This is a genomic window from Leucobacter luti, from assembly GCF_050310065.1.
Classification (GTDB): Bacteria; Actinomycetota; Actinomycetes; order Actinomycetales; family Microbacteriaceae; genus Leucobacter; species Leucobacter luti_B.
This window is the reverse complement of sequence record NZ_CP190007.1, coordinates 3017404-3040527: the sequence shown is the minus strand read 5'-3', so window position 1 is coordinate 3040527 and position 23124 is coordinate 3017404. Positions and strand designations below refer to the sequence as shown.

19 protein-coding genes are annotated in these 23124 nt (G+C 70.9%); 14 read left to right on the top strand and 5 right to left on the bottom strand.

All coding sequences use genetic code 11. The annotated features are described in order from the left end of the window. The first annotated feature begins 6 nt into the window (after positions 1-6). Genes ACOPJ3_RS13815 through ACOPJ3_RS13805 form a run of 3 tightly spaced genes read left to right on the top strand, consistent with a single transcriptional unit; the run spans position 7 to position 2878 of the window. Positions 7-909: an ABC transporter permease gene (locus ACOPJ3_RS13815; protein ID WP_427869740.1), complete on the top strand. Its 903-nt coding sequence runs from the start codon at positions 7-9 to the stop codon at positions 907-909. Further along, on the top strand, positions 906-1691 hold the full coding sequence (locus ACOPJ3_RS13810) for an ABC transporter permease (RefSeq protein WP_427869739.1): 786 nt from the start codon (positions 906-908) through the stop codon (positions 1689-1691). Before ACOPJ3_RS13815 ends, ACOPJ3_RS13810 begins: the two co-directional genes overlap by 4 nt. After that, positions 1688-2878: an ABC transporter ATP-binding protein gene (locus tag ACOPJ3_RS13805; protein ID WP_427869738.1), complete on the top strand. Its 1191-nt coding sequence runs from the start codon at positions 1688-1690 to the stop codon at positions 2876-2878. The genes ACOPJ3_RS13810 and ACOPJ3_RS13805 overlap by 4 nt, the downstream gene beginning before the upstream one ends. 394 nt (positions 2879-3272) lie before the next feature. Here the strand turns inward: ACOPJ3_RS13805 and ACOPJ3_RS13800 are convergent, their stop codons facing one another. Then, positions 3273-4646, bottom strand: coding sequence for an MFS transporter (locus ACOPJ3_RS13800; protein ID WP_427869737.1), 1374 nt, complete (start codon positions 4644-4646; stop codon positions 3273-3275). A 256-nt stretch (positions 4647-4902) separates the two neighbouring features. Here ACOPJ3_RS13800 and ACOPJ3_RS13795 point away from each other — a divergent pair, with 256 nt between their 5' ends. The 4 genes from ACOPJ3_RS13795 to ACOPJ3_RS13780 all read left to right on the top strand — a co-directional run bounded on the left by ACOPJ3_RS13795 (position 4903) and on the right by ACOPJ3_RS13780 (position 9070). After that, positions 4903-5511, top strand: a complete 609-nt coding sequence (locus ACOPJ3_RS13795) for a helix-turn-helix domain-containing protein (RefSeq protein WP_427869736.1) — start codon at positions 4903-4905, stop codon at positions 5509-5511. 32 nt (positions 5512-5543) lie between these two features. After that, on the top strand, positions 5544-6914 hold the full coding sequence (locus ACOPJ3_RS13790) for an NAD(P)/FAD-dependent oxidoreductase (RefSeq protein ID WP_427869735.1): 1371 nt from the start codon (positions 5544-5546) through the stop codon (positions 6912-6914). A gap of 103 nt (positions 6915-7017) precedes the next feature. Then, positions 7018-7371 (top strand): cupin domain-containing protein, encoded by a 354-nt coding sequence (locus ACOPJ3_RS13785; RefSeq protein WP_427869734.1) that lies wholly within the window; start codon positions 7018-7020, stop codon positions 7369-7371. A 70-nt stretch (positions 7372-7441) separates the two neighbouring features. Beyond that, the gene (locus tag ACOPJ3_RS13780) at positions 7442-9070 is read left to right on the top strand and encodes an amidohydrolase (protein ID WP_427869733.1); all 1629 of its coding nucleotides are present in this window, start codon (positions 7442-7444) and stop codon (positions 9068-9070) included. Between the two features lie 69 nt (positions 9071-9139). On the opposite strand, the gene ACOPJ3_RS13775 is transcribed toward ACOPJ3_RS13780, so the two are convergent. Beyond that, a complete protein-coding gene (locus ACOPJ3_RS13775; RefSeq protein ID WP_427869732.1) occupies positions 9140-9946 on the bottom strand; it encodes a purine-nucleoside phosphorylase in 807 nt (268 codons plus the stop codon). A 24-nt stretch (positions 9947-9970) separates the two neighbouring features. After that, positions 9971-12637 carry an aminotransferase class I/II-fold pyridoxal phosphate-dependent enzyme gene (locus tag ACOPJ3_RS13770; protein WP_427871238.1) on the bottom strand — a complete coding sequence of 889 codons (2667 nt, stop codon included), beginning with the start codon at positions 12635-12637 and terminating at the stop codon, positions 9971-9973. A 582-nt stretch (positions 12638-13219) separates the two neighbouring features. Between ACOPJ3_RS13770 and ACOPJ3_RS13765 the strand changes: the two genes are divergently transcribed. The 3 genes from ACOPJ3_RS13765 (at position 13220) to ACOPJ3_RS13755 (ending at position 15695) form a co-directional block, all read left to right on the top strand. Further along, on the top strand, positions 13220-13699 hold the full coding sequence (locus ACOPJ3_RS13765; protein ID WP_427869731.1) for an SIP domain-containing protein: 480 nt from the start codon (positions 13220-13222) through the stop codon (positions 13697-13699). Positions 13700-13800: 101 nt separating this feature from the next. Beyond that, the gene (locus ACOPJ3_RS13760) at positions 13801-15234 is read left to right on the top strand and encodes an NAD(P)H-quinone dehydrogenase (RefSeq protein WP_427869730.1); all 1434 of its coding nucleotides are present in this window, start codon (positions 13801-13803) and stop codon (positions 15232-15234) included. A 41-nt stretch (positions 15235-15275) separates the two neighbouring features. Next, the gene (locus ACOPJ3_RS13755; protein ID WP_427869729.1) at positions 15276-15695 is read left to right on the top strand and encodes a cupredoxin domain-containing protein; all 420 of its coding nucleotides are present in this window, start codon (positions 15276-15278) and stop codon (positions 15693-15695) included. Between the two features lie 100 nt (positions 15696-15795). On the opposite strand, the gene ACOPJ3_RS13750 is transcribed toward ACOPJ3_RS13755, so the two are convergent. Next, positions 15796-17121 (bottom strand): class I SAM-dependent RNA methyltransferase, encoded by a 1326-nt coding sequence (locus tag ACOPJ3_RS13750; protein WP_427869728.1) that lies wholly within the window; start codon positions 17119-17121, stop codon positions 15796-15798. Positions 17122-17221: 100 nt separating this feature from the next. Here ACOPJ3_RS13750 and ACOPJ3_RS13745 point away from each other — a divergent pair, with 100 nt between their 5' ends. From ACOPJ3_RS13745 to ACOPJ3_RS13735, 3 genes are read left to right on the top strand one after another with little or no spacing between them, the layout of a single operon-like run. Beyond that, a complete protein-coding gene (locus ACOPJ3_RS13745; protein ID WP_427869727.1) occupies positions 17222-18016 on the top strand; it encodes an ABC transporter ATP-binding protein in 795 nt (264 codons plus the stop codon). Beyond that, positions 18013-18744, top strand: coding sequence for an ABC transporter permease (locus ACOPJ3_RS13740; protein ID WP_427869726.1), 732 nt, complete (start codon positions 18013-18015; stop codon positions 18742-18744). The genes ACOPJ3_RS13745 and ACOPJ3_RS13740 overlap by 4 nt, the downstream gene beginning before the upstream one ends. A gap of 9 nt (positions 18745-18753) precedes the next feature. Beyond that, positions 18754-19398: a Maf family protein gene (locus tag ACOPJ3_RS13735; RefSeq protein WP_427869725.1), complete on the top strand. Its 645-nt coding sequence runs from the start codon at positions 18754-18756 to the stop codon at positions 19396-19398. 153 nt (positions 19399-19551) lie between these two features. Here the strand turns inward: ACOPJ3_RS13735 and ACOPJ3_RS13730 are convergent, their stop codons facing one another. Further along, entirely contained in the window at positions 19552-21339 is a 1788-nt protein-coding gene (locus ACOPJ3_RS13730) for a PucR family transcriptional regulator ligand-binding domain-containing protein (RefSeq protein ID WP_427869724.1), read from the bottom strand. Between the two features lie 188 nt (positions 21340-21527). Between ACOPJ3_RS13730 and ACOPJ3_RS13725 the strand changes: the two genes are divergently transcribed. Beyond that, positions 21528-23012 (top strand): CoA-acylating methylmalonate-semialdehyde dehydrogenase, encoded by a 1485-nt coding sequence (locus ACOPJ3_RS13725; protein ID WP_427869723.1) that lies wholly within the window; start codon positions 21528-21530, stop codon positions 23010-23012. The last annotated feature ends 112 nt before the right edge of the window (positions 23013-23124 follow it).

Sequence of the window (23124 nt, the reverse complement as noted above, 5' to 3'; positions counted from 1 at the left end):
ATCGCAATGACCCAGTCGACTGTCACCGGGGGCCTCGAGGCCCCCGGTGCGGACGGCGGACAGCAGCCGAAGCGGGGGCCGAAGAACTGGCGCCCGCTTCTGCTGTTGGTCCCGGCGTTCGTCATCATCTCCCTGTTCTTCCTCGCGCCGCTCGTCGACGTCTTCATCCGTTCGGTGACGGATCCGAAGCCCGGCGTGCAGAACTACGTGTGGCTCTTCACGACCGAGGCGAACATCGCCGTCGTGGGGCGCACCTTCGGCACCGCGCTGCTCGTGACCGTCGTGTGCCTCGTGCTCGCGTACCCCTACGCCTACCTCATGACGATCGTGTCGGATCGCACGCGCAACGTGCTCCAACTGTTCGTCATGCTGCCGCTGTGGACGTCGATCCTGGTCCGCACGCTCGCCTGGATGGTGCTGCTGCAGGACACCGGCCCCATCAACGGCCTGCTCGAGGCGTGGTTCGGGATCGGGCCCGTGCCGCTCATCCGCACGACGTTCGGTGTGGCGCTCGGCATGTCGCAGGTGCTCCTGCCGTTCATGGTGCTGCCGCTGTACTCGGCGATGGCGAAGATCGACAAGCGGCTCCTGCCCGCGGCGTCGAACCTCGGCGCGAAGCCGATCACAGCGTTCTTCACGGTGTACCTGCCGCTGTCGAAGCCCGGGATCTTCTCGGGCGGGGTGACGGTGTTCATTCTCGGCCTCGGCTTCTACATCATCCCCGCGCTGCTCGGATCCTCGAAGGAGATCATGGTCTCTGCCCTGATCCAGCAGCAGATCAGCGTCTTCCTCATGTGGGGTCAGGGCACCGCGCTCGGCGTCTTCCTGCTGGTCTCGACGATCCTGATCCTGGTGCTCGTGTCGCGCATCAATAAGGGCGGCAGCCTGTTCCCGGGGGTGGAGAAATGACCCTGAAGAGACTGCTCGGCGTCTTCGCCGTCATCATCATCATCTGGCTCGTGCTGCCGACGCTCGTGATCGTGCCGATGTCGTTCAACGAGGCCTCCTCGTTCAACTTCCCGCCGAAGGGCTTCTCGACCCGCTGGTACGAGAACTTCGTCACCGACCCGACCTGGCTGAAAGCCCTGTTCAACTCGCTGCAGGTGGCCGTGATCACGATGATCGTGGCGACCGCCGTCGGCGTGATGGCGGCGCTCGGCCTGTCGAAGGTGAAGTTCCGCGGCAAGGGGCTCATGGAGGGCTACTTCCTCCTGCCGCTCATCGTGCCGGGGATCGTGCTCGCGGTCGGCCTGTACTCCCTGTTCCTGCGCATGAACCTGCTCGGCACCCTGCCGGGATTCGTGCTCGCGCACACGATCGTGTCGCTGCCGCTCGTCATCACGAACGTGATGGCGTCGCTGCAGGGCCTCGATCCGCGGCTCGAACAGGCGTCGGCGTCGCTCGGCGCCGGCAAGCTCCGCACCTTCTTCTCCATCACGCTGCCGCTCATCGCGCCCGGCGTGACGGCGGGCGCGCTGTTCGCGTTCGTCACCTCCTTCGACGAGGTCATCCTGTCGCTCTTCATTCAGTCGCCGTCGCTCCAGACGCTGCCGGTGAAGATCTTCAACAGCGTGACCCAGACCAATGACCCCACCGTTGCGGCGGTCGCGGTGATCACGATGGTAACCTCCGTGGTCGTGATGCTCACCGCCCAGTTCGCCTCCAGGAAGAGAAAGCGAGTCGCAGCGTGAACTCGATATCCCACAACGACATCCCGCTCCCCGAGGAACACGAAAAGGAGCTCCGCGCCGAGGGCCTGAACACGACGGCGATCTCCGAGATCAACGAGGCCGGCATCAGCCTCACCGAGGTGACGAAGCGCTACGGCGACAAGGCCGTGGTCGACCGGATCGACCTCACGATCGAGCCGGGCGAGTTCATGACGTTCCTCGGGCCGTCCGGCTCAGGCAAGACGACGACGCTCAACATGATCGCGGGCTTCACCTCCGTCACGGAGGGGCTGCTCCACATCTACGGCAAGCCCGTCGCGAAGCTGCCGCCGCACAAGCGCGACATCGGTATGGTGTTCCAGAACTATGCCCTGTTCCCGCACAAGACGGTCGCGGAGAACATCGCCTACCCGCTGCAGCGCCGCAAGATCGGTAAGGCGGAGCAGCAGCGCATGGTGCGCGACGCGCTCGCGATGGTGCGCATGGGCGAGTACGGGGATCGCTACCCGTCGGAGCTCTCGGGTGGGCAGCAGCAGCGCGTCGCCCTCGCCCGCGCGCTCGTCTACGAGCCGCGCGTGCTCCTCATGGACGAGCCGCTCGGCGCGCTCGACAAGAAGCTGCGCGAGTGGCTGCAGGCGGAGATCAAGCGCATCCACCGCGAGGTCGGCTCCACGTTCGTCTATGTGACGCACGACCAGGAGGAGGCGCTGTCGATGTCGGACCGCATCGCGGTCTTCAACAACGGCAAGATCGAGCAGGTCGGCACCTCGGAGGACCTCTACGAGGCGCCGCAGACCCTGTTCGTCGGCCGCTTCCTCGGGGAGTCGACGGTGCTTCTCGGTAAGGGCGTCGCCGACGGGGAGACCCGGACCGCGATCGAGGTCGCGGGGCACCGCGTCGTCGCCGACGGCCAGTCGATCCACGAGGACCTCGCGATCCTGATCCGGCCCGAGAACCTGCGCCTGCACCCGATGGGGTCGACGGTTCCCGAGGGCGAGAACCAGATCCCGGTCGAGATTGTCGACGTCACCTACCTCGGGTCGTCGCGCCGCTACACGGTGCGGCTGCCCGACGGCAGCGACGGCACGGTGCGGCTCTCGCACGAGGCGATGCCGTTCGAGCTCGGCGAGCCGGCGCTCATGTCGTGGCGCGTGCGCGCGGGCGTGCTCCTCGTCGACACCGGCGAGGCCGGCGAGTCGACGACGTAGGGGGCGGCGGCTCGCCGCCGCCGGCCCCGCCGCCCCGGCCCGCCGCCCCGGCCTCGCCGCCGCCCCCCCGGTTGAGTTGACCCAAACTGACGCCTAAAGCCACTTTTGCGTCAGTTTGGGTCAACTGTTTGGGGTGGAGCCGCGGCGGCGGGGCGGATCCGGCGCCGGATCCGGAGCACCGGCGCGGGGTTGACAGCACCCCCGCCTGAGTTGACCCAAAGTGACGCCTGGAGCCGATTATGCGTCAGTTTGCGTCAACTCTTTGGGGCGAGGGCGCGGGTGGTGGGGCCTTTCGGCCGTAGGCGGTGTTGAGTTGACCGAAAGTGACGCCTGGAGCCGATTAGGCGTCAGTTTGGGTCAACTCAATGCCGGCACCGGAGCGGGGCGAAGCGCCCTACGCCTCGATGTCGACGTCCTTCGTCTCGCGGGTGAGGAGGAGCGAGACGAAGGTGATGAGCGCTGCGCCCGTCAGGTAGATGCCCACCCAGAACGGGCTGCCATCGGCCACCGTCCACAGCCAGACCGCGATGATCGGCGCGAGCGCCGCGCCCAGGATCGAGGACACGTTGTAGGCGACCGCCGAGCCGGTGTACCGCACGTTGGTGGGGAACATCTCCGGCAGGAACGCGCCCATCGGCCCGAAGGTCAGCCCCATCAGGGTGAAACCGAGGGCGAGGAAGAACATGACGAGCGGCGTGCTGCCGCCGCCGAGCAGCGGCACGAACAGGAAGCCGAAGACCGCGATCGCGGCCGTCACGACGAGCAGGCTCCTGCGGCGGCCGAAGCGGTCGGCGAGCGGGCCCGAGACGAGCGTGAAGATGCCGAAAAACACGACGCCGAACACGAGCATCAGGATGAACGAGTTGTACGTGTACCCGGCGCCGGGCACGTCGGCGTCGGTGGGCCGCGTGCCGTAGGTCAGCGTGTACGAGGTCATCAGGTAGAACAGCACGTACGTCGCGAGCATCGCGAGGGTGCCCAGGATCAGGGCCTTCCAGTGGTGCTTGAACGCCTCGGCGAGCGGCATGCGCTTCACGCCTCCCGCCTGCTTCGCGTGCTCGAACGCGTTCGACTCGACGAGCTTGAGGCGGACCCAGAGGCCCACGATCACCATGACGGCCGAGAAGAGGAACGGGATCCGCCAGCCCCAGTCGAGGAACGCCGCGGACGGCTGCCCGGGCGCCGCCGGATCGGCGAGCGCGAGGTTGATCACGTAGAACAGCATGTTCGCGATGATGAAGCCGAGCGGGGCGCCGAGCTGCGGGAAGGTGCCGTACCAGGCGCGCTTGCCCTTCGGCGCGTTCTCGGTCGCGACGAGCGCGGCCCCCGACCACTCGCCGCCGATCGCGAAGCCCTGCACGAGGCGCATGATGAGCAGCAGGACCGCGGCCCAGGCGCCGACCATCGCGTGCGTCGGCAGCACGCCGATGAGGAAGGTCGCGATGCCCATCGTGAGGAGCGAGGCGACGAGCGTGGTCTTGCGGCCGAGCCGGTCGCCGAGGTGCCCGAAGAAGACGGCGCCGACGGGGCGCGCGAGCATCGCGGCGCCGAATGTTGCGAACGAGGCGAGGAGCGCCGTCGTCTCGTTGTCGGAGGGGAAGAAGAGGTGGGGGAAGACGAGGACGGCCGCGGTGGCGTAGACGTAGAAGTCGTAGAACTCGATCGTCGTGCCGATGAGGCTTGCGAGCACCACGCGGGCGGGGGAGTTGCGCGGTGCGGTGGTCGTCGTCGGGGCGTCGGTGGTCGACGCGGTGCGTGAGGCTGACACGGGGAGACTTTCGTTGTCGATGAACGTGGGTGCACACACCAGACCCCGTGTCGGGCTCGGGTGCGCGACATCGGGCGGCTCCGCTTGTGGCGGAATCAGGCCATGATACGCCCCCGGAGCTCCCGGAGCGCAAGGGATTGCGGCGATCCCGCGCTCACTGTACAGTGGGGATCACGCCACTGAACACTTCGTTCAGTGGCCGCGACAGGGCTGCCGCGCACCGCCGGCAGTCGTTCGAAGAGGAACGGGGGAACCGGTGGGGGTAGTCGAACCCGACGAGGCCGAGCGCGAGCTCGGCGCCAGGATCACCGCGTTTCGCCAGCTCCGCGGCATGAGCCTCCGCGCGGCCGCGGCCGCCTCCGGCGTGAGCTCCAGCTTCCTCAGCCAGCTCGAGAACGGCCGCACGAACGCGAGCATCGCCTCCCTCCGCAAGATCGCTGCGGCGCTCGGCGTCTCCCCGATTCAGCTCCTCGACGACTCGGCGGCGCACACGCGCGGCGTGCTCCGCGCCGAGGATCGCCCCCTCCTCCCGCTCGACGGCGCCGAGAAGTTCGTGCTCTCCCTGCCGCCGCTCGGCAACCTGGAGGTCTACGCTGGCCGCTTCGAGCCGGGAGGCAATACGGGTGCGGATCCCTACGTGCACGGCAACTCGCAGGAGATGTTCATCGTGACCGAGGGCGAGATCGTGCTCGAGCTCGGCGACGAGCGGTACACGATGCGCACCGACGACTCGATCGAGTACCTGAGCACGACCCCGCACCGGGTCGTCAACGAGTCGGCGGCGCCCGCGGCGGTGCTCTGGATCAACAGCCCGCCGACGCCCGACGCGACGCCCCACGCGATCGCGCCAGAGACTTCCTCCTGACCGGGGGAAACCGCAAGAGAACAGGAAGAACGATGATTAACGGCAACGTGTCGCACTGGTGGCAGCAGATCGGCGCCCCGAAGACACGACCCGAACTCCCGGGCGACCTCACGGCAGACGTCGCGATCGTGGGCGCCGGCTACACGGGCCTCTGGACCGCCTACTACCTGAAGCAGGCGCGACCCTCGCTGAAGGTCGTGGTGATCGAGCAGAAACACGCGGGCTACGGGGCCTCTGGCCGGAACGGCGGCTGGCTCACGAACGCCATCACGGGTGGCCGCGAGCAATACGTGAAGGGCCACGGCCGCGACGCCGCCGAGCACTTCCAGGTCGCGATGAACGACACGGTCGACGAGGTCATCCGCGTCGCCGCGGCCGAGGGCATCGACGCCGACATCAAGAAGGGCGGCGAGTTCAACGTCGCCTACACGCCGGCGCAGGAGGCCCGGATCAGGGCGTTCGCCGCCGCCGAGCAGACCTGGAAGAGCGCGGATCTCCAGTTGCTCGAGGCCCCCGAGGCGAAGGCGAAGATCAACGTCGCGAACACGCGCGCCGCCGTCTGGCATCCGCACAGCGCGCGGATCCAGCCCGCGAAGCTCGCGGCGGGTCTCGCCGACGCCGTTGAGCGCCTCGGGGTTGAGATCTACGAGCGCACGCGCGCCGTCGAGATCCTGCCGCACCGCGTCGTCACGACCCACGGCACCGTCTCGGCGCAGTACGTGGTCCGCGCGACCGAAGGCTTCACTGCGAACCTCAAGGGCCTGCACCGCCTCTGGCTCCCCATGAACTCCTCGCTCATCGCGACCGAGCCGCTCTCGCAGGCCGTGTGGGACGAGCTGAACTGGAGCAAGGGCGAGGTGCTCGGCGATTTCGCGCACGTCTACATGTATGCGCAGCGCACGGCGGACGACCGGATCGCGATCGGTGGCCGCGGCGTGCCCTACAAGTTCGGTTCGAAGACCGACACCGACGGGGAGACCCCCGCCGTCACGGTCGACACGCTGAGCGAGATCCTGCACCGCTTCTTCCCGGCCACGAAGGGCGCGGCCGTCGACCACGTCTGGTCCGGCGTGCTCGGCGTGCCCCGCGACTGGGCGGCGACCGTGGGCCTCGACCGCGCCACCGGGATCGCCTGGGGCGGCGGCTACGTCGGCACGGGCGTCACCTCGACGAACCTCGCCGGCCGCACGATCGCCGACCTGATCCTGGGCAACGACACCGACATCACGAAGCTGCCGTGGGTGAACCACCGCGTGCGCAAGTGGGAGCCGGAGCCGCTGCGCTGGATCGCGACGAAGGGCCTCTACGCGGCCTATGGCATCGCCGATCGCACGGAGCTCGCCGGCCGCGAGAAGACGTCGCCGATCGCGCACGTCGCCGACGTCATTACGGGCCGCGGCTAGGTACGCGCCGGCACGGCACGGCCAAGCCTCATCTTCATCAGGCGCGGGATCCGGAGCCGGATCCCGCGCCGCAATTCCACTCGCCAGCACAAAGGAGTTATCAATGAGCGAGATTCTCACCCACGCCGTCCACGACACCGCGAACGCCGATCTCGGGGCGCACCAGCCGAAGCCCACGGCCGTCACCGAGGGCCTCACCGAGGCGTCGGTGACCGCCTACCAGTCCGGCCGCATCGCGACGGGGCTCTGGGAGTGCACCCCCGGAACCTTCACGGCGCGCCGCGATGGGTACACGGAGATCTGCACGATCCTGTCGGGACGTGTCACCATCGAGGTGGAGGGGCAGGATCCCGAGGAGTTCGGCCCGGGCGACGTCATGGTCATGCCGTCGGGCTGGGAGGGCGCCTGGGTGGTCCACGAGCCGCTCCGCAAGCACTTCACGACGATCGACGATTAGGCGATCACTCGCCTGAACAGCGGATGCGGGATCCGGCGCGCCCGGGCCCGCGGGAGAAGGGGAAGAAGACATGACGAACGGCGGCGACCTCGTGCCCAGCGGCGACCTCGCACTCATCGGCGGCAGGCTGCGCACGAATACGGCGGAACCCACCGGAGCCACCGCGCTCCTCGTGCGGGGCGGCCGGATCGCGGCCCTCGGCTCCGACGAGGAGATCCGGGAGGCAGCTGACGCGGCCGGGATTCCCGTGCGGGATCTCGGCGGCGCGACCGTGACCCCCGGCCTCTTCGACTCCCACACGCACCCGCACTGGGCCGCCGACGTCACGGCGGGCGTCGATCTCGGCGGGCTCGGCACGATCGAGGAGATCCGTGCCGCGCTCGCCGCGGCGCACGCCGAGCTCCCCGAGGGGGCGTGGCTGCGCGGCTGGAACCTCGAGTACGAGCCGTTCGAGGAGACCGGCATGCGCGGCGACGTGCTCGCCGACGCCGCGCCGGGCCGCCCCGTCGCGCTCATCTGCTACGACCTGCACACGGCGCTCGGCACGGCGCCGGCGCTCGCCGCCGCCGGCATCACGGGGGCGCGCGAGTTCGCCGACGCGAGCGAGATCGTGGTCGACGCGGACGGCACGCCGACGGGCGAACTCCGCGAGCCGACCGCCTATCAGCTGCTCTTCGCGGCGGCCCCGACGCGCTCGCACGGGGAGGAGCGCGACGCGCTGCGCGACATGTTCCGGACCCTCGCATCCGTGGGGCTCACCGGCGGCGCGATCATGGACGGCAAGGACGAGACGGTCGAGCTGCTCGCCGAGCTCGAGGAGCGTGGGGAGCTGGATCACCGCGTCACCGTGCACCACTGGCACGCCGTCGGCGACACCGATGAGGATGTCGCACGCGTGATCGCGGGCAAGGATCGCGCCGGGCGCCTCTGGCAGACCGGCGCGATCAAGCTCTTCAGCGACGGCGTGATCGACACGGGCACGGCCTGGTTGCACACGGTCGACGCGTGCGGCGACGGCCGCGCCGCATTCTGGCCGTCGTGGGATCGCTACGCCGAGGTCGTGCGCGCCTACCACGACGCGGGCATGCTCATCGCGACGCACGCCGTGGGCGACTACGCCGTGAGCCGCGTGCTCGACGTCTACGCGACGCTGCCCGCGCGCGACGCCCTGCCGTTCCACTCGATCGAGCACCTCGAGGTGCTCGCGGACTCCGACGTCGAGCAGCTCCGCGGCTCCGGGATCACGGCCTCGATGCAGCCCCTGCACATGCAGTGGCGCGCGGGCGACCGCAGCGACAACTGGGCTGTCCGCCTCGGCCCCGGCCGCGACGCGACGGGCTACCGCGTGCGCGACGTGATGGACGCCGGGGTCACCCTGACGCTCGGCTCGGACTGGCCGGTCGCGCAGTACGACCCGCGGCTCGGCATGGCTTGGGCGCGCGGGCGGCACACGCCGGGAGATCCGGCCGCGCCCGTCTTCGAGCCCGAGCAGTGCCTCACGGGCGAGGAGGCCCTGCTCGCGTACACGCTGTGGCCGGCGCGCGCCCGCGGGCACGCGGACCGCGGCGAGCTCCGCGAGGGCGCCGTCGCCGACCTCACGGTGTGGGGCGCCGACCCCGTCGAGGCGACGCCAGACGAGCTGCCGGAGCTGCCCATCGCGCTGACGGTCGTCGAGGGGCGCATCGTCCACGAGGCGTAGCCGGGGATCCGGGGCCCGGATCCCGGCCGGACGCGGGGCCCGGATCCGGATCCGGATCCGGCCGCGCCGCTACAGCCGGCCGACGACCCGCGTGAGTAGCTCGGCGAGGCGGGGCTCGGCGGCGCGGCCCGCCTCGAGCACCTCGGCGTGGTCGAGCGGGTCCTCGCCGATGCCGGCGGCCGGGTTCGTGATGAGCGAGAGGCCCAGGATCTCCATCCCGGCCTCCCGCGCGGCGATCGCCTCGAGCGCCGTCGACATGCCGACGATCTGCCCGCCGATCGTGCGGAGGTAGCGCACCTCGGCCGGCGTCTCGTAGTGCGGGCCGGGGAGCTGCACGTAGACGCCCTCCTGCAGGGCTGGCTCCTCGGCGCGCGCGAGGTCGCGCAGCCGCGAGGCGTAGAGGTCGGTGAGGTCGACGAAGTGCGCGCCCTCGATGGGGGAGGTCGCGGTCAGGTTGATGTGGTCGGAGATGAGCACGGGCTCGCCCGCGCCGAATGCCGGGTCGACGCCGCCGGCGCCGTTCGTGAGGACCATGATCCCGGCGCCAGCCGCCGCCGCGGTGCGCACGCCGTGCACGACCGCGCGCACGCCGCGCCCCTCGTAGAAGTGGGTGCGCGCCCCGATCACGAGCACGTGCTTGCCGTTCGCGAGCCGGATCGAGCGGAGCGTGCCCGAGTGGCCTGGCACGCCCGAGGCGTGGAAGCCGGGCACCTCCTCGGCGGGGACCACGGCGACCGTCTCGCCGATCACGTCGGCGGCCTTGCCCCAGCCGCTCCCGAGCGTGAGCCCGATGTCGTGCTGCGCGACCCCGGTGAGGCGTGCGATCGCCGCGGCCGCCTCCTGTGCGAGTGCTGCCGGATCCGTCTCGTTCGTCATGCCACCAGCATATGGCGGCGCGCCCTAGTCCTGCTTCAGGATCCGGTACCCGCGGCGCGGGTCGTAGCCGTGGATCTCGCGCGTGTCGAGCACGGCCATGAAGTCGAGCACCTCGGCAGTGATGAGCTGGCCGGGCACGAGCACGGGGAAGCCGGGCGGGTAGGGCGTCACGAAGCCGGCCGAGACCGGGCGCTCGCCGGCGGCGACGCGCTCGCGGAGCTCGGCGTGCCGCACGTGCTCCACGGCGCCGCGCTTCTGGCCGAGGAAGAAGGCGGCGCGCATGTCGCCGTCCGGCAGATTCTCCGCGCCGCCGTCGCTTGCGAAGCTCGGGGAGAACGCGCTGAAGTCGGGCAGCGGGGGCATCGGCTCCTCATCGGGGAGATCGATGTCGGGATCCTGCTGCGCCCGCGCCTCCTCGAAGCGCTCGGCGAGCTTCACGAGCACCTCGATGAGGTAGGCGATCGCGCTGCGCGAGGTGCCGATGTTCGTCATGAACAGGACCGTGTTGCGGCTCGTCTTGTTCACCTGGATGCCGTAGCGGTCCATGAGGTGCTCGTGCTTGAACGTGTCGCCGTCGACGCCCGTGCGGCTGATCTCGATCGTGACGCGCGAGGGGTCGATGACGAACTCGTCGCTCGCCCAGGCCTCCCACATGGTCGAGAGCCCGTCGCGCAGCGGCATCGGCCTGCCGCGCTCGCGGTTCGCGACCGGGATCAGGTCGTGCGCCGTGAGCACGCGGAAGGTGCGGCGCAGCAGCGGGTGGCGCGCGATGGCCTGAGACAGGCTCGTCGCGAGGTCGAGCTGGCGCTGCACGAGGTCGAAGCCCTCGAGCTCGACCTGCCGCCTGCCGATGTCGAGCGACGACAGGATCTGGTAGTTCGGCGAGGTCGAGGTGTGCGTCATGTACGCCTCGTGGAACGGCTCCTCGGCCTCGCGCTTCCAGTCCTGATCGTAGACGTGAATCATCGAGCCCTGGCGAAGCGCCGTGAGGGTCTTGTGCGTCGACTGGGTCGCGTACACGCGCAGCCGCGCGCTCGGCGACGGGATCAGGCGCTCCTCCAGCCAGACCGAGTCGTCGGCCGGCGTGCCGTCGGGGCCGAAGAGCCGCGCTTGCTGCGCGCGGTACGCGGCGGCGTGCGTCGCGGTCGCGAAGCGGTCCTCGAGCTTCTTCGCCGCGGCCATCGCCGTGCGGCGCCTGGTCACGGGGTGGAAGGCGGCGAACGCGAACCACGCCTCGTCCCACAGGAACACGAGGTCGGGCTTGATCGCGAGGCACTCGGCCATGACCCGCTCCGGGTCGTAGACGATGCCGTCGAAGGTGCAGTTCGTGAGCGTGATCATGCGCACCTCGTCGAGGCGGCCGGCCGCGCGGTAGTCGAGGAGGAGCTGCTTGATCCGGTCGAGCGGCACCGCGCCGTAGAACGCGAAGTCGTTGAGCGGGTACGCCTCGAGATAGGCGGGGCGCGCGCCCGTCAGCATGACGGCGTGGTGGTGCGACTTGTGGCAGTTGCGATCCACCATCACGACGTCGTTCGGGGCGACGAGCGCCTGGTGCACGATCTTGTTCGCGGTCGAGGTGCCGTTCGTCACGAAGAACGTGTGCTTCGCGCCGTAGGCGCGCGCCGCGAGCTCCTGCGCCTTCTTGAGCGTGCGCACGGGCGCGAGCAGCGAGTCGAGCCCGCCCGAGGTTGCGCTCGTCTCGGCGAGCAGCAGGTTCAGGCCGTAGAAGTCTGCGAGGTCCCGGATCCACTTCGACGAGACGACCGAGCCGCCGCGGGCGACGGGCAGCGCGTGGAAGACGCCGACGGGGCGGCGCGCGTGATCCTGGATCGCGGAGAAGAACGGGGTGTCGTAGAGGTGCGAGACGCGGCGGAGCAGCGAGAGGTGCAGCTCGAGCTGGTCCTCGCGCCGGAAGACGCGGCGGAAACGCCTGGTCAGCGCGCCCGCGAGGTCCTCGATGTGCGCGCCGGCCATGAGGTAGAGGTCGAGCTCCGGGCGGATCGCGGCGAGCGTGTCGGCGATCCCGAGCACGCGCTGCACGCTCGCGAGGGATGAGCGGCCGGGGGCGGATCCGCGGGCCACCTCGGCGCGCGCGAGCCGGATCGTCTCCTGGAGATCCCGGCTCAGCTTCTGCTTCGTGCGGTCGCTGAAGCCGGGCCGCACGACGACCGCGAGGATGTTCGGGTTCGTGAGCACGGCGGCGACGGCGTCGTCCGCCGAGGGCACGATGACGTACTCGTAGATGAAGGCGTCGGCGGGGCTCCGCAGCTTCTGCACCTCGACGCGCAGCGCGTCGCGGTCCCCGTCGGTCGTCTCGTCGAGCACGAGCACCTCGAAGCGGGGGCGCAGATCCGCGTCGGCCGCGTGATCCGCGCGCTCCTGCTCGTCGAGGAACTCGTCGCGGAGCTCGTCGGGCGTCGCCTCGCCGCGGAGCCGGTTCACGACGCGGCCGATGCGGTCGAGGGCCGCGGCGTAGTCGCCGGACTCGAGCGCGTCGCGCACGGCCTCGACGTAGCGCTTGCCGTAGCCGGCCCAGTACATCTCGATCGTCTCGAGCGCGCGCAGGTTGCGGTAGATCTCGCCGTCGGAGGCGAGCGACTCGTCCTCGTCGTTGCCGAGCGCGAGGCGCTTCACGGAGTAGCGCAGGTACTCCCACGCGTCGCTCCGGAGCCGCCAGGTGCTCGCCGGCATACCGGGATCGCGCTCAAGGGCGGCCCCCGAAGAGGCGGCCGCCCGCACGTTCGTGAGCTGGGGGAAGGTGTGCGCGCCCGTCGTGGGCTCCGCGGCCCCTCCGGGGTAGGCGCCCTGCTCGCCTCGGTAATCGGAGCTGGGATCATCCATATTGAGCTCCTCCGCGCCTGCCGTCGCCGCGCCGATCCCCGACCGAATCCCTGCGAGCTCCGCGATCGCGGCGTCGCGCCGCTCGTTCGCAGGCTCGGTCGCCGAGGCGTGCTCGGGGGATTCGGTCCTCGTCATGTGCGGCGGTCCTTCCAACGTCGTTGTTCTCCGATGCCACCGGATCCGGCAGCATCGCCGGCCCGCTGGCGGGTCGGCCGGGGGACTACCCCTTGCCGCTCGATCATAGGCCGAGACGGATGCCTCGCGAGGCACCCGGCCGCAATGTGACCCTATTGATCGTCGAATATGCTTGGGATCAGGATCGGGATCACGGCGCGCCGATTCGGGCCCGCGCGGGGATCGCGCCGGGCGGGGCAGCCTGACCGTCTCCCGAGAATTCACCCGACGTAGGTAAGGATGGCCTAAGCTAGCGGTGTGAATGACTTCGATCCCGCTGAGCGCCCTGACGCTGTCACCGTGGTCGACCCCGCGGGCCTCGACTGCGTGGTCGCCGCAGGAGACATCTCCGACCTCCCCTCGCTGCGCGAGTGGCTTGCCGGTCTCCCAGCTGAAACCTACGGGCGCGTGTTTATCGAGGTCTTCTCCGAGATTCAGGTTGAGCCCGTCGAGGCGCCGGAAGGGGTCGGGGTCACCTGGCTCTGCCGGGAGCAGCGCGAGCCCAGCCCGCGCCCCGGGATCGGCCGCCGCCGCGGCGAGGCGCTCGCTGGGGCGGTCGAGGCCTGGTTCGACGAGTGGCTGTGGGCCGATGCGGAGAACGTGCGGCACATCGAGCTCTGGATGGGGGCGCGCACCAGCTCCGTCATGCAGAGCTACTGGAAGAAGCTCGAGCGCAGGCTCGAGCGGCGCTGGCCCGGCTGCGCGGGCGACGGCGCAGGCTGCGGCCGGGGCTGCTGAGGGCGTTCTGCAGACCGCACTCGTCCGCGCAACTTCGCGGGGCCGGGAGCGGTCGCGCGGCCGGGAGGCGATCCGGGGCGCGCGGCAACTAAACTGGTCGCATGGCGAAGGCGTATGAACGGAAGCATCGGATCGCGGTGCTCGGTGGTGGCCCCGGCGGCTACGAGGCAGCACTAGCGGGCGCTCAGCTCGGAGCGGATGTGACGCTCATCGAGCGCGCCGGCGTTGGCGGGGCCGCGGTGCTCACCGATGTGGTCCCCTCGAAGAGCCTGATCGCGACGGCAGGCGGCGTGCAGGCCGTGCGCGACTCCGGGCGCCTCGGCGTGCAGACCTTCGTGCCGGGCAGCCACGGCAAGCCCGTGCGGCCCGAGATTGCGGTGAACCTCGCGGCCGTCAACAAGCGCCTGCTCGCAATGGCGGGCGCGCAGTCCGTCGACATGCTGCGCTCGCTCGAGGACGCCGGCGTGCGCGTCGTGCAGGGCGAGGGCCGGCTCGACGGGCCGGGCGCCGTGCTCGTCTCGACCGCATCCGGCGGCACCGACTTCGACCGCATCGAGGCCGACACGATCGTGCTCGCGGTCGGCTCGAGCCCGCGCGAGCTCGAGTCCGCGAAGCCGGACGGCGAGCGGATCCTGACCTGGAAGCAGCTCTACAACCTCCCGGCCATCCCGGAGCACCTCGTGGTCGTGGGATCCGGAGTCACGGGAGCGGAGTTCGCGAACGCGTACCGCACCCTCGGCGCCGAGGTGACGCTCGTTTCGAGCCGTGAGCAGGTGCTCCCGGGCGAGGATCCGGACGCGGCGGCCGTCATCGAGCGCGAGTTCGCCCGCCTCGGCATGCACGTGATGTCGAAGTCGCGCGCCAAGACCGTGACCCGCACCGAGGAGGGCGTGCTCGTCGAACTCGAGGACGGCCGCACGGTCGAGGCCTCGCACTGCCTCATGGCCGTCGGATCGGTGCCGAACACCGCGGGCCTCGGCCTGGAGGAGGCCGGCGTGCAGCTCACCGAGAGCGGGCATGTGCGCGTCAACAAGGTCGCCCGAACTGCGGTGCCCTCCATCTACGCCGCGGGCGACTGCACCGACTTCTTCCCGCTCGCCTCGGTCGCCTCGATGCAGGGGCGCACCGCGATCATGCACGCGCTCGGCGACTTCGTGCGACCGATCGACCTCCGCAACGTCTCGGCGAACGTGTTCACCTACCCCGAGATCGCGACGGTCGGCTGGAACGAGCACTCGCTCGCCGACGCCTCGGACGTCGCGAAGGCGATCAGCCACACCGTGCCGCTCAGCGTCAACCCGCGCGCGAAGATGATCGGCTTCACCGACGGCTTCGTGAAGCTGTTCGCGTGGGAAGCATCCGGCACCGTGATCGGCGGCGTGATCGTCGCGCACCGGGCGTCCGAACTCATCTTCTCGCTCGCGCTCGCCGTCGAGCACCGCCTCACGGTCGACCAGGTCGCCTCGGCGTTCGCCGTGTACCCGTCGATGACAGGGGCGATCACCGACGCGGCGCGCGCGCTGCACCGCCACTAGCCCACATCGCTACTAGCCCGCATCGCTACGAGGAGGAAACCTTGTCTGACCGGGGATCGCAGTTCTCTGGGGTGACCAATGGCGCGCTGAGCCGCCGCCGACTGCTCGGCGGTCTTGCCGGGCTCGCGGGCATCGTCGGCGTCGGCGCGCTCGCGGGATGCGCCGCGACGAAGCCGGACGTCGTCCCCTCGGATGACGAGGTGAAGGCTGCGGTGACGGTGCGCGCGTTCGACAACGCGTACGAGCCGAAGCAGGTGACGATCGCGCCCGGCCAGGCCGTGCGCTGGGTGTTCGAGGGCCCGGCGGAGCACGACGTGGTCGCGGGCGACGGCAGTTTCGTGAGCGAGCTCATGCGCGAGGGCAGCTACACGCACCTCTTCGAGGAGGAGGGCGACTTCCTCTACGACTGCTCGATCCACCCCGAGATGACGGGCCTCATCCGCGTCACGTCCCTCAGCTAGCCCTTCGGCCCTACCCGTACCTTGCCGAAACTGCGCTCCATGCGGGATGTATCCGCGATAAGAGGTACATGGAGCGCAGTTTCGGCAATGGTCAGCGGGGTTAGCGCTGGAAGACCGCCAGCGACTCGAAGTGGTGTGTGTGCGGGAAGATGTCGAACGCCCGCAGCTCGGTGAGCTCGTACCCGGCGTCCCGCAGGCTCTTCGTGTCGCGCGCAAGCGCCACGGGATCGCACGCGACGTACACGACGTTCGCGGGCGCGAGCTCGGCGATCTGCCCGGTCACGCCGCCGCCGGCGCCCGAGCGCGGCGGATCCAGCACGACCGTGCCGCGGCGCAGGCGATCCCGCACCGGCGCCGAGGCCTTGAGCAGCTCACCCAGGTGGCGATCCACCCGCGCCGTGTGGGCGAGCGCCCCCACGAGCTCCGACAGATTCTCGGACGCGTCATCGGTCGCGGCGGCCTCGGTCTCGACCGTCGACACCTTGACGCCAGGTCCCGCGGCCTCCGCCATCGCCGCCGCGAGCAGGCCGGCGCCGCCGTAGAGGTCGAGATTGCCCGCGGCCGGGTCGAAGCGGCCGTCCTCGATGAGCCCGGCGATCGCGTCGCGCACGGCGGAGAAGAGCACGAGCGGCGCCTCGCGGTGGACCTGCCAGAACCCGCCGGCGCGCACCAGGAAGCCCCGGTCGCCGACGAGTTCGCGGACCGCGTCCGAGGCGCCCGCAATCTGCTTCTCGCCGGGCATGCCGACGAGCATGCGCGGGTCGTCGGCGGCGGGGTCGATGAGGTCGACGGTCGCGGCGCCCGGCATGGCCTCGTCGAGCGGGGCGATCGTGTTGATCCCCTCACTCGCGAGCGGCAGCGATGCGACCGGGATCACGCGGCGGCTGCGCGCCGCGTACGGCCCGACGAGCCCCGTCTCGGGATCGACGTGCAGCCGCACGCGCGTGCGGTAGCCGAGGCCGCCCGTCTCGTCGTCGCCGGGGGCCGCCTCGACGAGATCCGCGAGCGCATCAGCGAGATCGTCGCCCTCTTCGACCGCGAGCTCGACGCCGCCGAAGCGGCGCATCGCGTCCGTGAGCACCTCGGCCTTCAGGGCGCGCTGCCGTTCGAGCGCGATGTGCCCGAACTCGGCGCCGCCCGCACGGTCCTCGGGATCCCGCTCCACGGAGGCCTCTGCCCAGACGTGGTCGCGGCGATCCGGCGACGCATCGAGCACCTCGATCGTCGTGGCCCGCGCGAACGACTTCTTCTTCGCCTCGGTGACGCGGGCGCGCACGCGCTCGCCGGGGATCGCGTCCGCGATGAACACGACGCGGCCGTCGTGCCGGGCGACGCTGACGCCGCCGTGGGCGATGCCCGTGACGTCGAGCTCCACCACCTCACCGATCTCGAGGGGGGTGCGAACAGGGGTATCAGTTGATGACATGCCTCCATTGTCCCATTGCCTGGCGCCGGATCCTGGCCGCAGCTGGGCGCGCGCGGCAGGGGTCTGGGTCCGTGTCGGTAGTCGGGCGTACGATCAGGACATGAGGCACGGTGGCAACGCGGTCGAGGTGAGCGGGCTCAGGGTGCGCCGCGGGCGCCGCACGGTGCTCGACGGGCTCGAGTTCGGGATCCCGCGCGGCCGCGTGACGGGGCTGCTCGGCCCCTCGGGGTGCGGCAAATCGACGCTCATGCGCGCGATCGTCGGGGTGCAGGACGGGGTGTCTGGCGAGGTGCGCGTGCTCGGCGAGCGGGCGGGGGCGCGGGCGCTCAGGCGACGGGTCGCGTACGCGACGCAGGCGGCTTCCGTGTACGACGACCTGACCGTGGGGCAGAACCTCAGATACTTCGCGCGCGTTCTCGGCGCGCCGCGGGGCGACGCCGAGCGGGTCGAGGAGCTCGTCGGCCTCGGCGGCGTCACCTCCCAGCGGGTCGAGGCGCTGAGCGGCGGGCAGCGCGGGCGGGTGTCGCTCGCGGCCGCACTCCTCGGCGATCCCGAGCTGATCGTGCTCGACGAGCCGACCGTCGGCCTCGACCCCGTGCTGCGCGCCGAGCTCTGGGCGCTCTTCGCGCGGCTCGCGGCGGAGGGCGCGACGCTCATCGTGAGCAGCCACGTGATGGACGAGGCCGTGCGGTGCGACGGGCTTCTTCTCATGCGCGAGGGGCGGATCCTCGCCGACATGACGCCGGCTGAGCTGCTCGCGAGCACCGGTGCGAGCGACGCGGAGGAGGCCTTCCTCGCGGTGATCGCGAGGTCGGGATCCGAGGCTACGGGGGCCGGATCGGCCTTCGGATCGGGAGTTGGCGGCGCTGGATCTGGATCGGCGGCCGGATCGTGACGCCCGGGCGCACCTTCGCGACGTGCGGCCGCGTGCTGCGGCAGCTCTCGCACGATCCGCGGTCGATCGCGCTGCTGCTCGCCGCGCCGTCGCTGCTCGTCGGGCTCTTCGCGTGGCTGCTCGACGAGCAGGAAGGCGCGTTCGACCGCTACGGCGGGCCGATCCTGGCGCTCTTCCCGTTCATCCTCATGCTCGTCGTGACCTCGGTGACGACGCTGCGCGAGCGGCGCTCGGGAACGCTCGAGCGGCTCATGACGACGCCGCTCGGCAAGGGCGACTTCATCGTGGGGTACGCGCTCGCGTTTGGGCTGATGGCAGCGCTGCAGGCGATCATCACGGTGGGGTTCGCGGTCGTCGTGTGCGGGCTGCGAGTCGACGGGGAGATCTGGCAGCTCGGGCTCGTCGCGGTCGTCGACGCGCTGCTCGGCACGGGGCTCGGGCTGCTCGCGAGCGCGTTCGCGCGCACCGAGTTCCAGGCGGTGCAGTTCATGCCGGTGCTCGTGTTTCCGCAGATCCTGCTCGGCGGGCTCATTATGCCGCGGGATCAGATGCCGGACGCGCTGCAGGCGATCTCCGACTGGCTGCCGCTCAGCTACGCAGTCGACGCGGTGAACGCCGTCACGAGCGGCGCCGCGGGCGACCTTGCGAAACCGCTGATCATCGTGGGGGCCGTCGCGATTGCGGCGCTCGCCGCCGCCGCGCTGACCCTGCGGAGGCGCACCCCGTAAACTCGGCGCATGCGCCTCTACCTCGCCTCGACGTCGCCCGCCCGCCTCTCCGTGCTGCGCGGCGCCGGGATCGAGCCGGTCTGCTTCTCGCCCGAGGTGGACGAGGACGCGGAGGTCGCCGCGCGCGAGGCGGAGCTCGGGCGCGCGCTCACCGCGCCGGAGCTGACCGAGTACCTCGGGCGGCTGAAGGCCGAGGACGTCGTGCGGAGACACGGCGACGAGATTGACGGGCTCGTGCTCGGCGGCGACTCAATGTTCCTGCTCGACGGGGAGATCCTGGGCAAGCCGCACCTGCCGGAGGTCGCGCTCGAGCGGTCGAAGCAGCACCGCGGGCGCACGGGCGTGCTGCATTCCGGGCACTGGCTGATCGACCACACTGGCGGGTCGGTGCGCGGGGCGCGGGGCGCCGTGGACACGGCGCGGGTGACGCTCGCCGCGGATCTGAGTGACGATGAGCTCGCGGCGTACGTCGCGACGGGGGAACCGCTCGAGCTCGCCGGGGGCTTCGCGATCGACGGCCTCGCGGGCGCGTTCATCGAGCGCATCGAGGGCGCGCCGAGCTGCGTGATCGGGCTTTCCCTCCCGGCGCTCCGCCGCCTCGTCGTCGGGCTCGGCCACCCGTACCCCTCCCTCTGGACCCCCTCACGCTCCTAGCCTCGCGCCTAGCGCGGGCGCCGGCGCAGCCTCCTCCGAGCCCTCCCCGGGTCGAGTCGGCCGGAAGGCCCCTTTCGAGCGCTTGAAAGGGGCCTTACGGCCGACTCGACCTCGCGACCCGGCAAGGCACGGCGGGGTGCTGGGGCGCGCGGGCTAGGCGGTGGCGAGGAGGGCTACCGTGAGGGTCGCGATCGTCGGGCCGTCGGCGAGATCCGCGCCGAGCAGCTCCTCAATGAGCGCGAGCCGCTGGTAGAAGACCGAGCGCGACAGCCGCGCGTGCTGCGCCGCCCGCGAGCGATTCGTGGGAAACAGCAGATAGGACCGCAAAACCAGGAGCAGGTCGCCGCTGTGCCCCGGCCCGGCGGCCGCGTCGTGCGCCACGAGTGGGGCGAGCGCCTCCGTCGCGAACTCCTGCACCTCGGGCTGCGCCGACAGCCCGCGCACGAGGAACGCGAGCGCCTGCCGCTCCGCCTCCTGCGCGGTCACGCGCCCGATCGCGGCGGTCGGCTCGAGCCGGCCCGCCGCCCGCACCCGCTCGAGCGACGTGATCAGCCCGCGCACCCCGCGCACGGGAGCCCCGATGCCGATGTGCGCCCGCCACGCCGCGGGCGTCGTCGAGGGCAGCAGCATGTCGAGCTCCTTGGCGAGCCTCGCGGCGAGGGGCGGGATCGCCGCCGAGGATTCCGCGGGGTCGAGCCGGGCGTCGCCGCGAGGGAACGAGAGGAGCACGAGGAGCGTCGGTGAGACGGCCGAGAAGTGCTGGTCGGCTCCGGATCCTGGCCCGGATCCGGATCCGGATCCGCCTGCGCCGCCGCCCTCGTCCGGCGCCGCCGCGATGAGCACGCGTCCCTCCGGGGCGACCGCGCGCCGGAGCGCAGTCTCGAGCAGCGCGCGTTCGAGCGGACCGGGGGAGCCGAAGCCGCCCGTGCCGCGCAGCGTCGCCCCGGCAAGCACGCGGTCCTCGACCGGAAGCCCGGCGGCGGCGAGCTGTGCCGCGAGCTCCGTGTCTCGCCGGAACCTACCGCTGAGCAGGGCGTCGAACACGCGCTTCGAGCTGTCCCTGAGCCACTGGTCGCCGTCGGGATCCGCGAGTCGGCCGAGCGCGAGCGCGAACGCGCCGAGCTCGAGCACCGTGCGCCGCCCGGCGGGGTGGGGTGGCCCGTCGAGAGCGGTCAGTCGCCCCCATCGCTTCCCCTGCGCCTCGACGGGCACCTGATCGCAGCCGGGATCGAGGCCGCCGAGGCCCCCCGGGCCCCCGGGGCCCGCGAGGCCGCCGGGGCCCGCGAGGCCGCCGGACCGGCCGGCTGGCCCGGGCGCGCCCCACGCCGCGAGCACCCGCTCGGGATCCCGATCCCGGCTCGCCCACGCGACGACGGCCCCGGCGGAGTCCTCGAGCACGACCGGCGCGCCGAGCGTCTCCGCCAGCCGCTCGATCACGAAGTCGACGGGGCTGCGGTTGAGCCCGAGCTCGGTGAGCATCGCGTGCACCTCGGCGCGCGCCTCGAGCGCCTCATTTTGCGTCGCGAGCACCCGCTGGTGGACTCGCTGCGTGATCTGCACAAAGCGCACCTCGCGATGCAGCACGATGAGTGGGATCGCGGCGGCGTCGCAGGCCGCGGCGAGCGCGGGCGGCGCGACGTCGAATGCCCGGCTCAGCTCGAACACGACGGCCGCGGGACCCGAGCCGACGAGCTCGGCCGCGAGCTCCGCGAGCGGCCCCTCCTCGCGCGGCCAGCCGGCGCCCGTGGTCAGTACGAGCTCGCCGCCGTCGAGGAGTGCGATCGCCCCGGTGCCGGCGACGACGTGCGCCCACCGGATCTGCCGGTCGAGGCCGCGCCCGCCCGCGACGAGCTCGGGGCTTCCCGCGACGAGCTCGGGGATCTCGAGCACGTCGGCGACGCTCGGCCCCTGCTCCGACGCGGCCCGGTTCTCGCTGTCCATGTGCCTGATCATACAGAGTGTCCGGATCATGCGGGAACACTGGATCATCTGCCGGTGCCGCCAGCTCAGATCCCCTGACAGACTGGCATTACTCGGGGTCGGAGATCCCGAACAGAATGCCCGAAAGTAGCCGGGCAACGCACAGGAACCACCAGATCCACAGGATCCGACAGGAGAGGACGCACGCAATGGCACTCATCCCCCACATCATCGGCGGCGAGAAGGTCACCGCCGGCGAGCGCACGCAGCCGGTCTACAACCCGGCAACGGGCGAGGAGCAGCACGAACTCGCGATCGCATCGGTCGCCACGGTTGAGGAGGCCATCGCCGCCGCCAAGGCCGCGCTCCCGAAGTGGCGGAAGACGAGCCTCACGAAGCGCGCCGACGTGTTCTTCAACCTGCGCCAGCTGCTCAAGCAGCGTACGCCCGAGCTCGCGGCGATCGTCACGAGCGAGCACGGCAAGGTGCTCTCGGACGCGGCGGGCGAGATCGCGCGCGGCCTCGAGAACGTCGAGTTCGCCTCGGGCCTCCTCCACCTCCTGAAGGGCGAGCGCGACGAGCAGGTCTCGACCGGCGTCGACGTCCACTCGATCAAGCAGCCCGTCGGCGTCGTCGCGGCCATCACGCCCTTCAACTTCCCGGTCATGGTCCCGCTCTGGATGATCGCCTCGGCGATCGCCTGCGGCAACACCGTGGTCCTGAAGCCGTCGGAGCGGGATCCCTCCGCCTCGATCTTCATCGCGGATCTCTTCCGCGAGGCCGGCCTCCCCGACGGCGTGCTCAACGTCGTCAACGGTGACAAGGTCGCGGTCGACACCCTGCTCGACAGCCCCGACGTGAAGGCGATCTCGTTCGTCGGCTCGACCCCGATCGCGAAGTACATCTACGAGCGCGCTGCCGCGAACGGCAAGCGCGTCCAGGCGCTCGGCGGCGCGAAGAACCACATGATCGTGATGCCCGACGCCGACCTCAACATGGCTGCCGACGCCGCGGTCTCCGCAGCCTACGGCTCGGCTGGCGAGCGCTGCATGGCCGTCTCGGTCGTGCTCGCAGTCGGTGGTGTCGGCGACGAGCTCGTGCAGAAGATCGCTGATCGCATGAAGGATCTGAAGATCGGCGACGGCACCGATCCCGCCTCGGAGATGGGCCCGCTCATCACCCAGCAGGCGAAGGAGCGCGTCGAGTCCTACGTCGCGGGAGCCGAGGCCGAGGGCGCGACCGTGGTCGTCGACGGCCGCGAGGCGAAGTTCGAGGGCAACGGCTTCTTCACGGGCGTCTCGCTGCTCGACAACGTCAAGACCGACAGCAAGGTCTACCTCGAGGAGATCTTCGGGCCGGTCCTCGCGGTCGTCCGCGTCGACACCTACGACGAGGCCGTCCAGCTCATCAACGACCACCAGTTCGGCAACGGCACCGCGATCTTCACGCGCGACGGCGGCCTCGCCCGCCAGTTCGAGTTCGAGGTCGAGGCCGGCATGGTCGGCATCAACGTCCCGATCCCGGTCCCGGTCGGCTCGTTCTCCTTCGGCGGCTGGAAGGACTCGCTCTTCGGCGACGCCCACATCTACGGCCCCGAGTCGATCCACTTCTACACCCGCTCGAAGGTCGTCACGAGCCGCTGGCCGAACCCGGACCAGTCGAAGGTCGACCTCGGCTTCCCGAGCAACAGCTAACACCAGCTCGTACCAGCACAGGCGGGCAACGGGCTGCGCGGTTCCGGATCCGGAACCGTGCGGCCCCAGCCCGTTTCCCAGCATCATCATCACTCAAGGAAGGATCGAGATC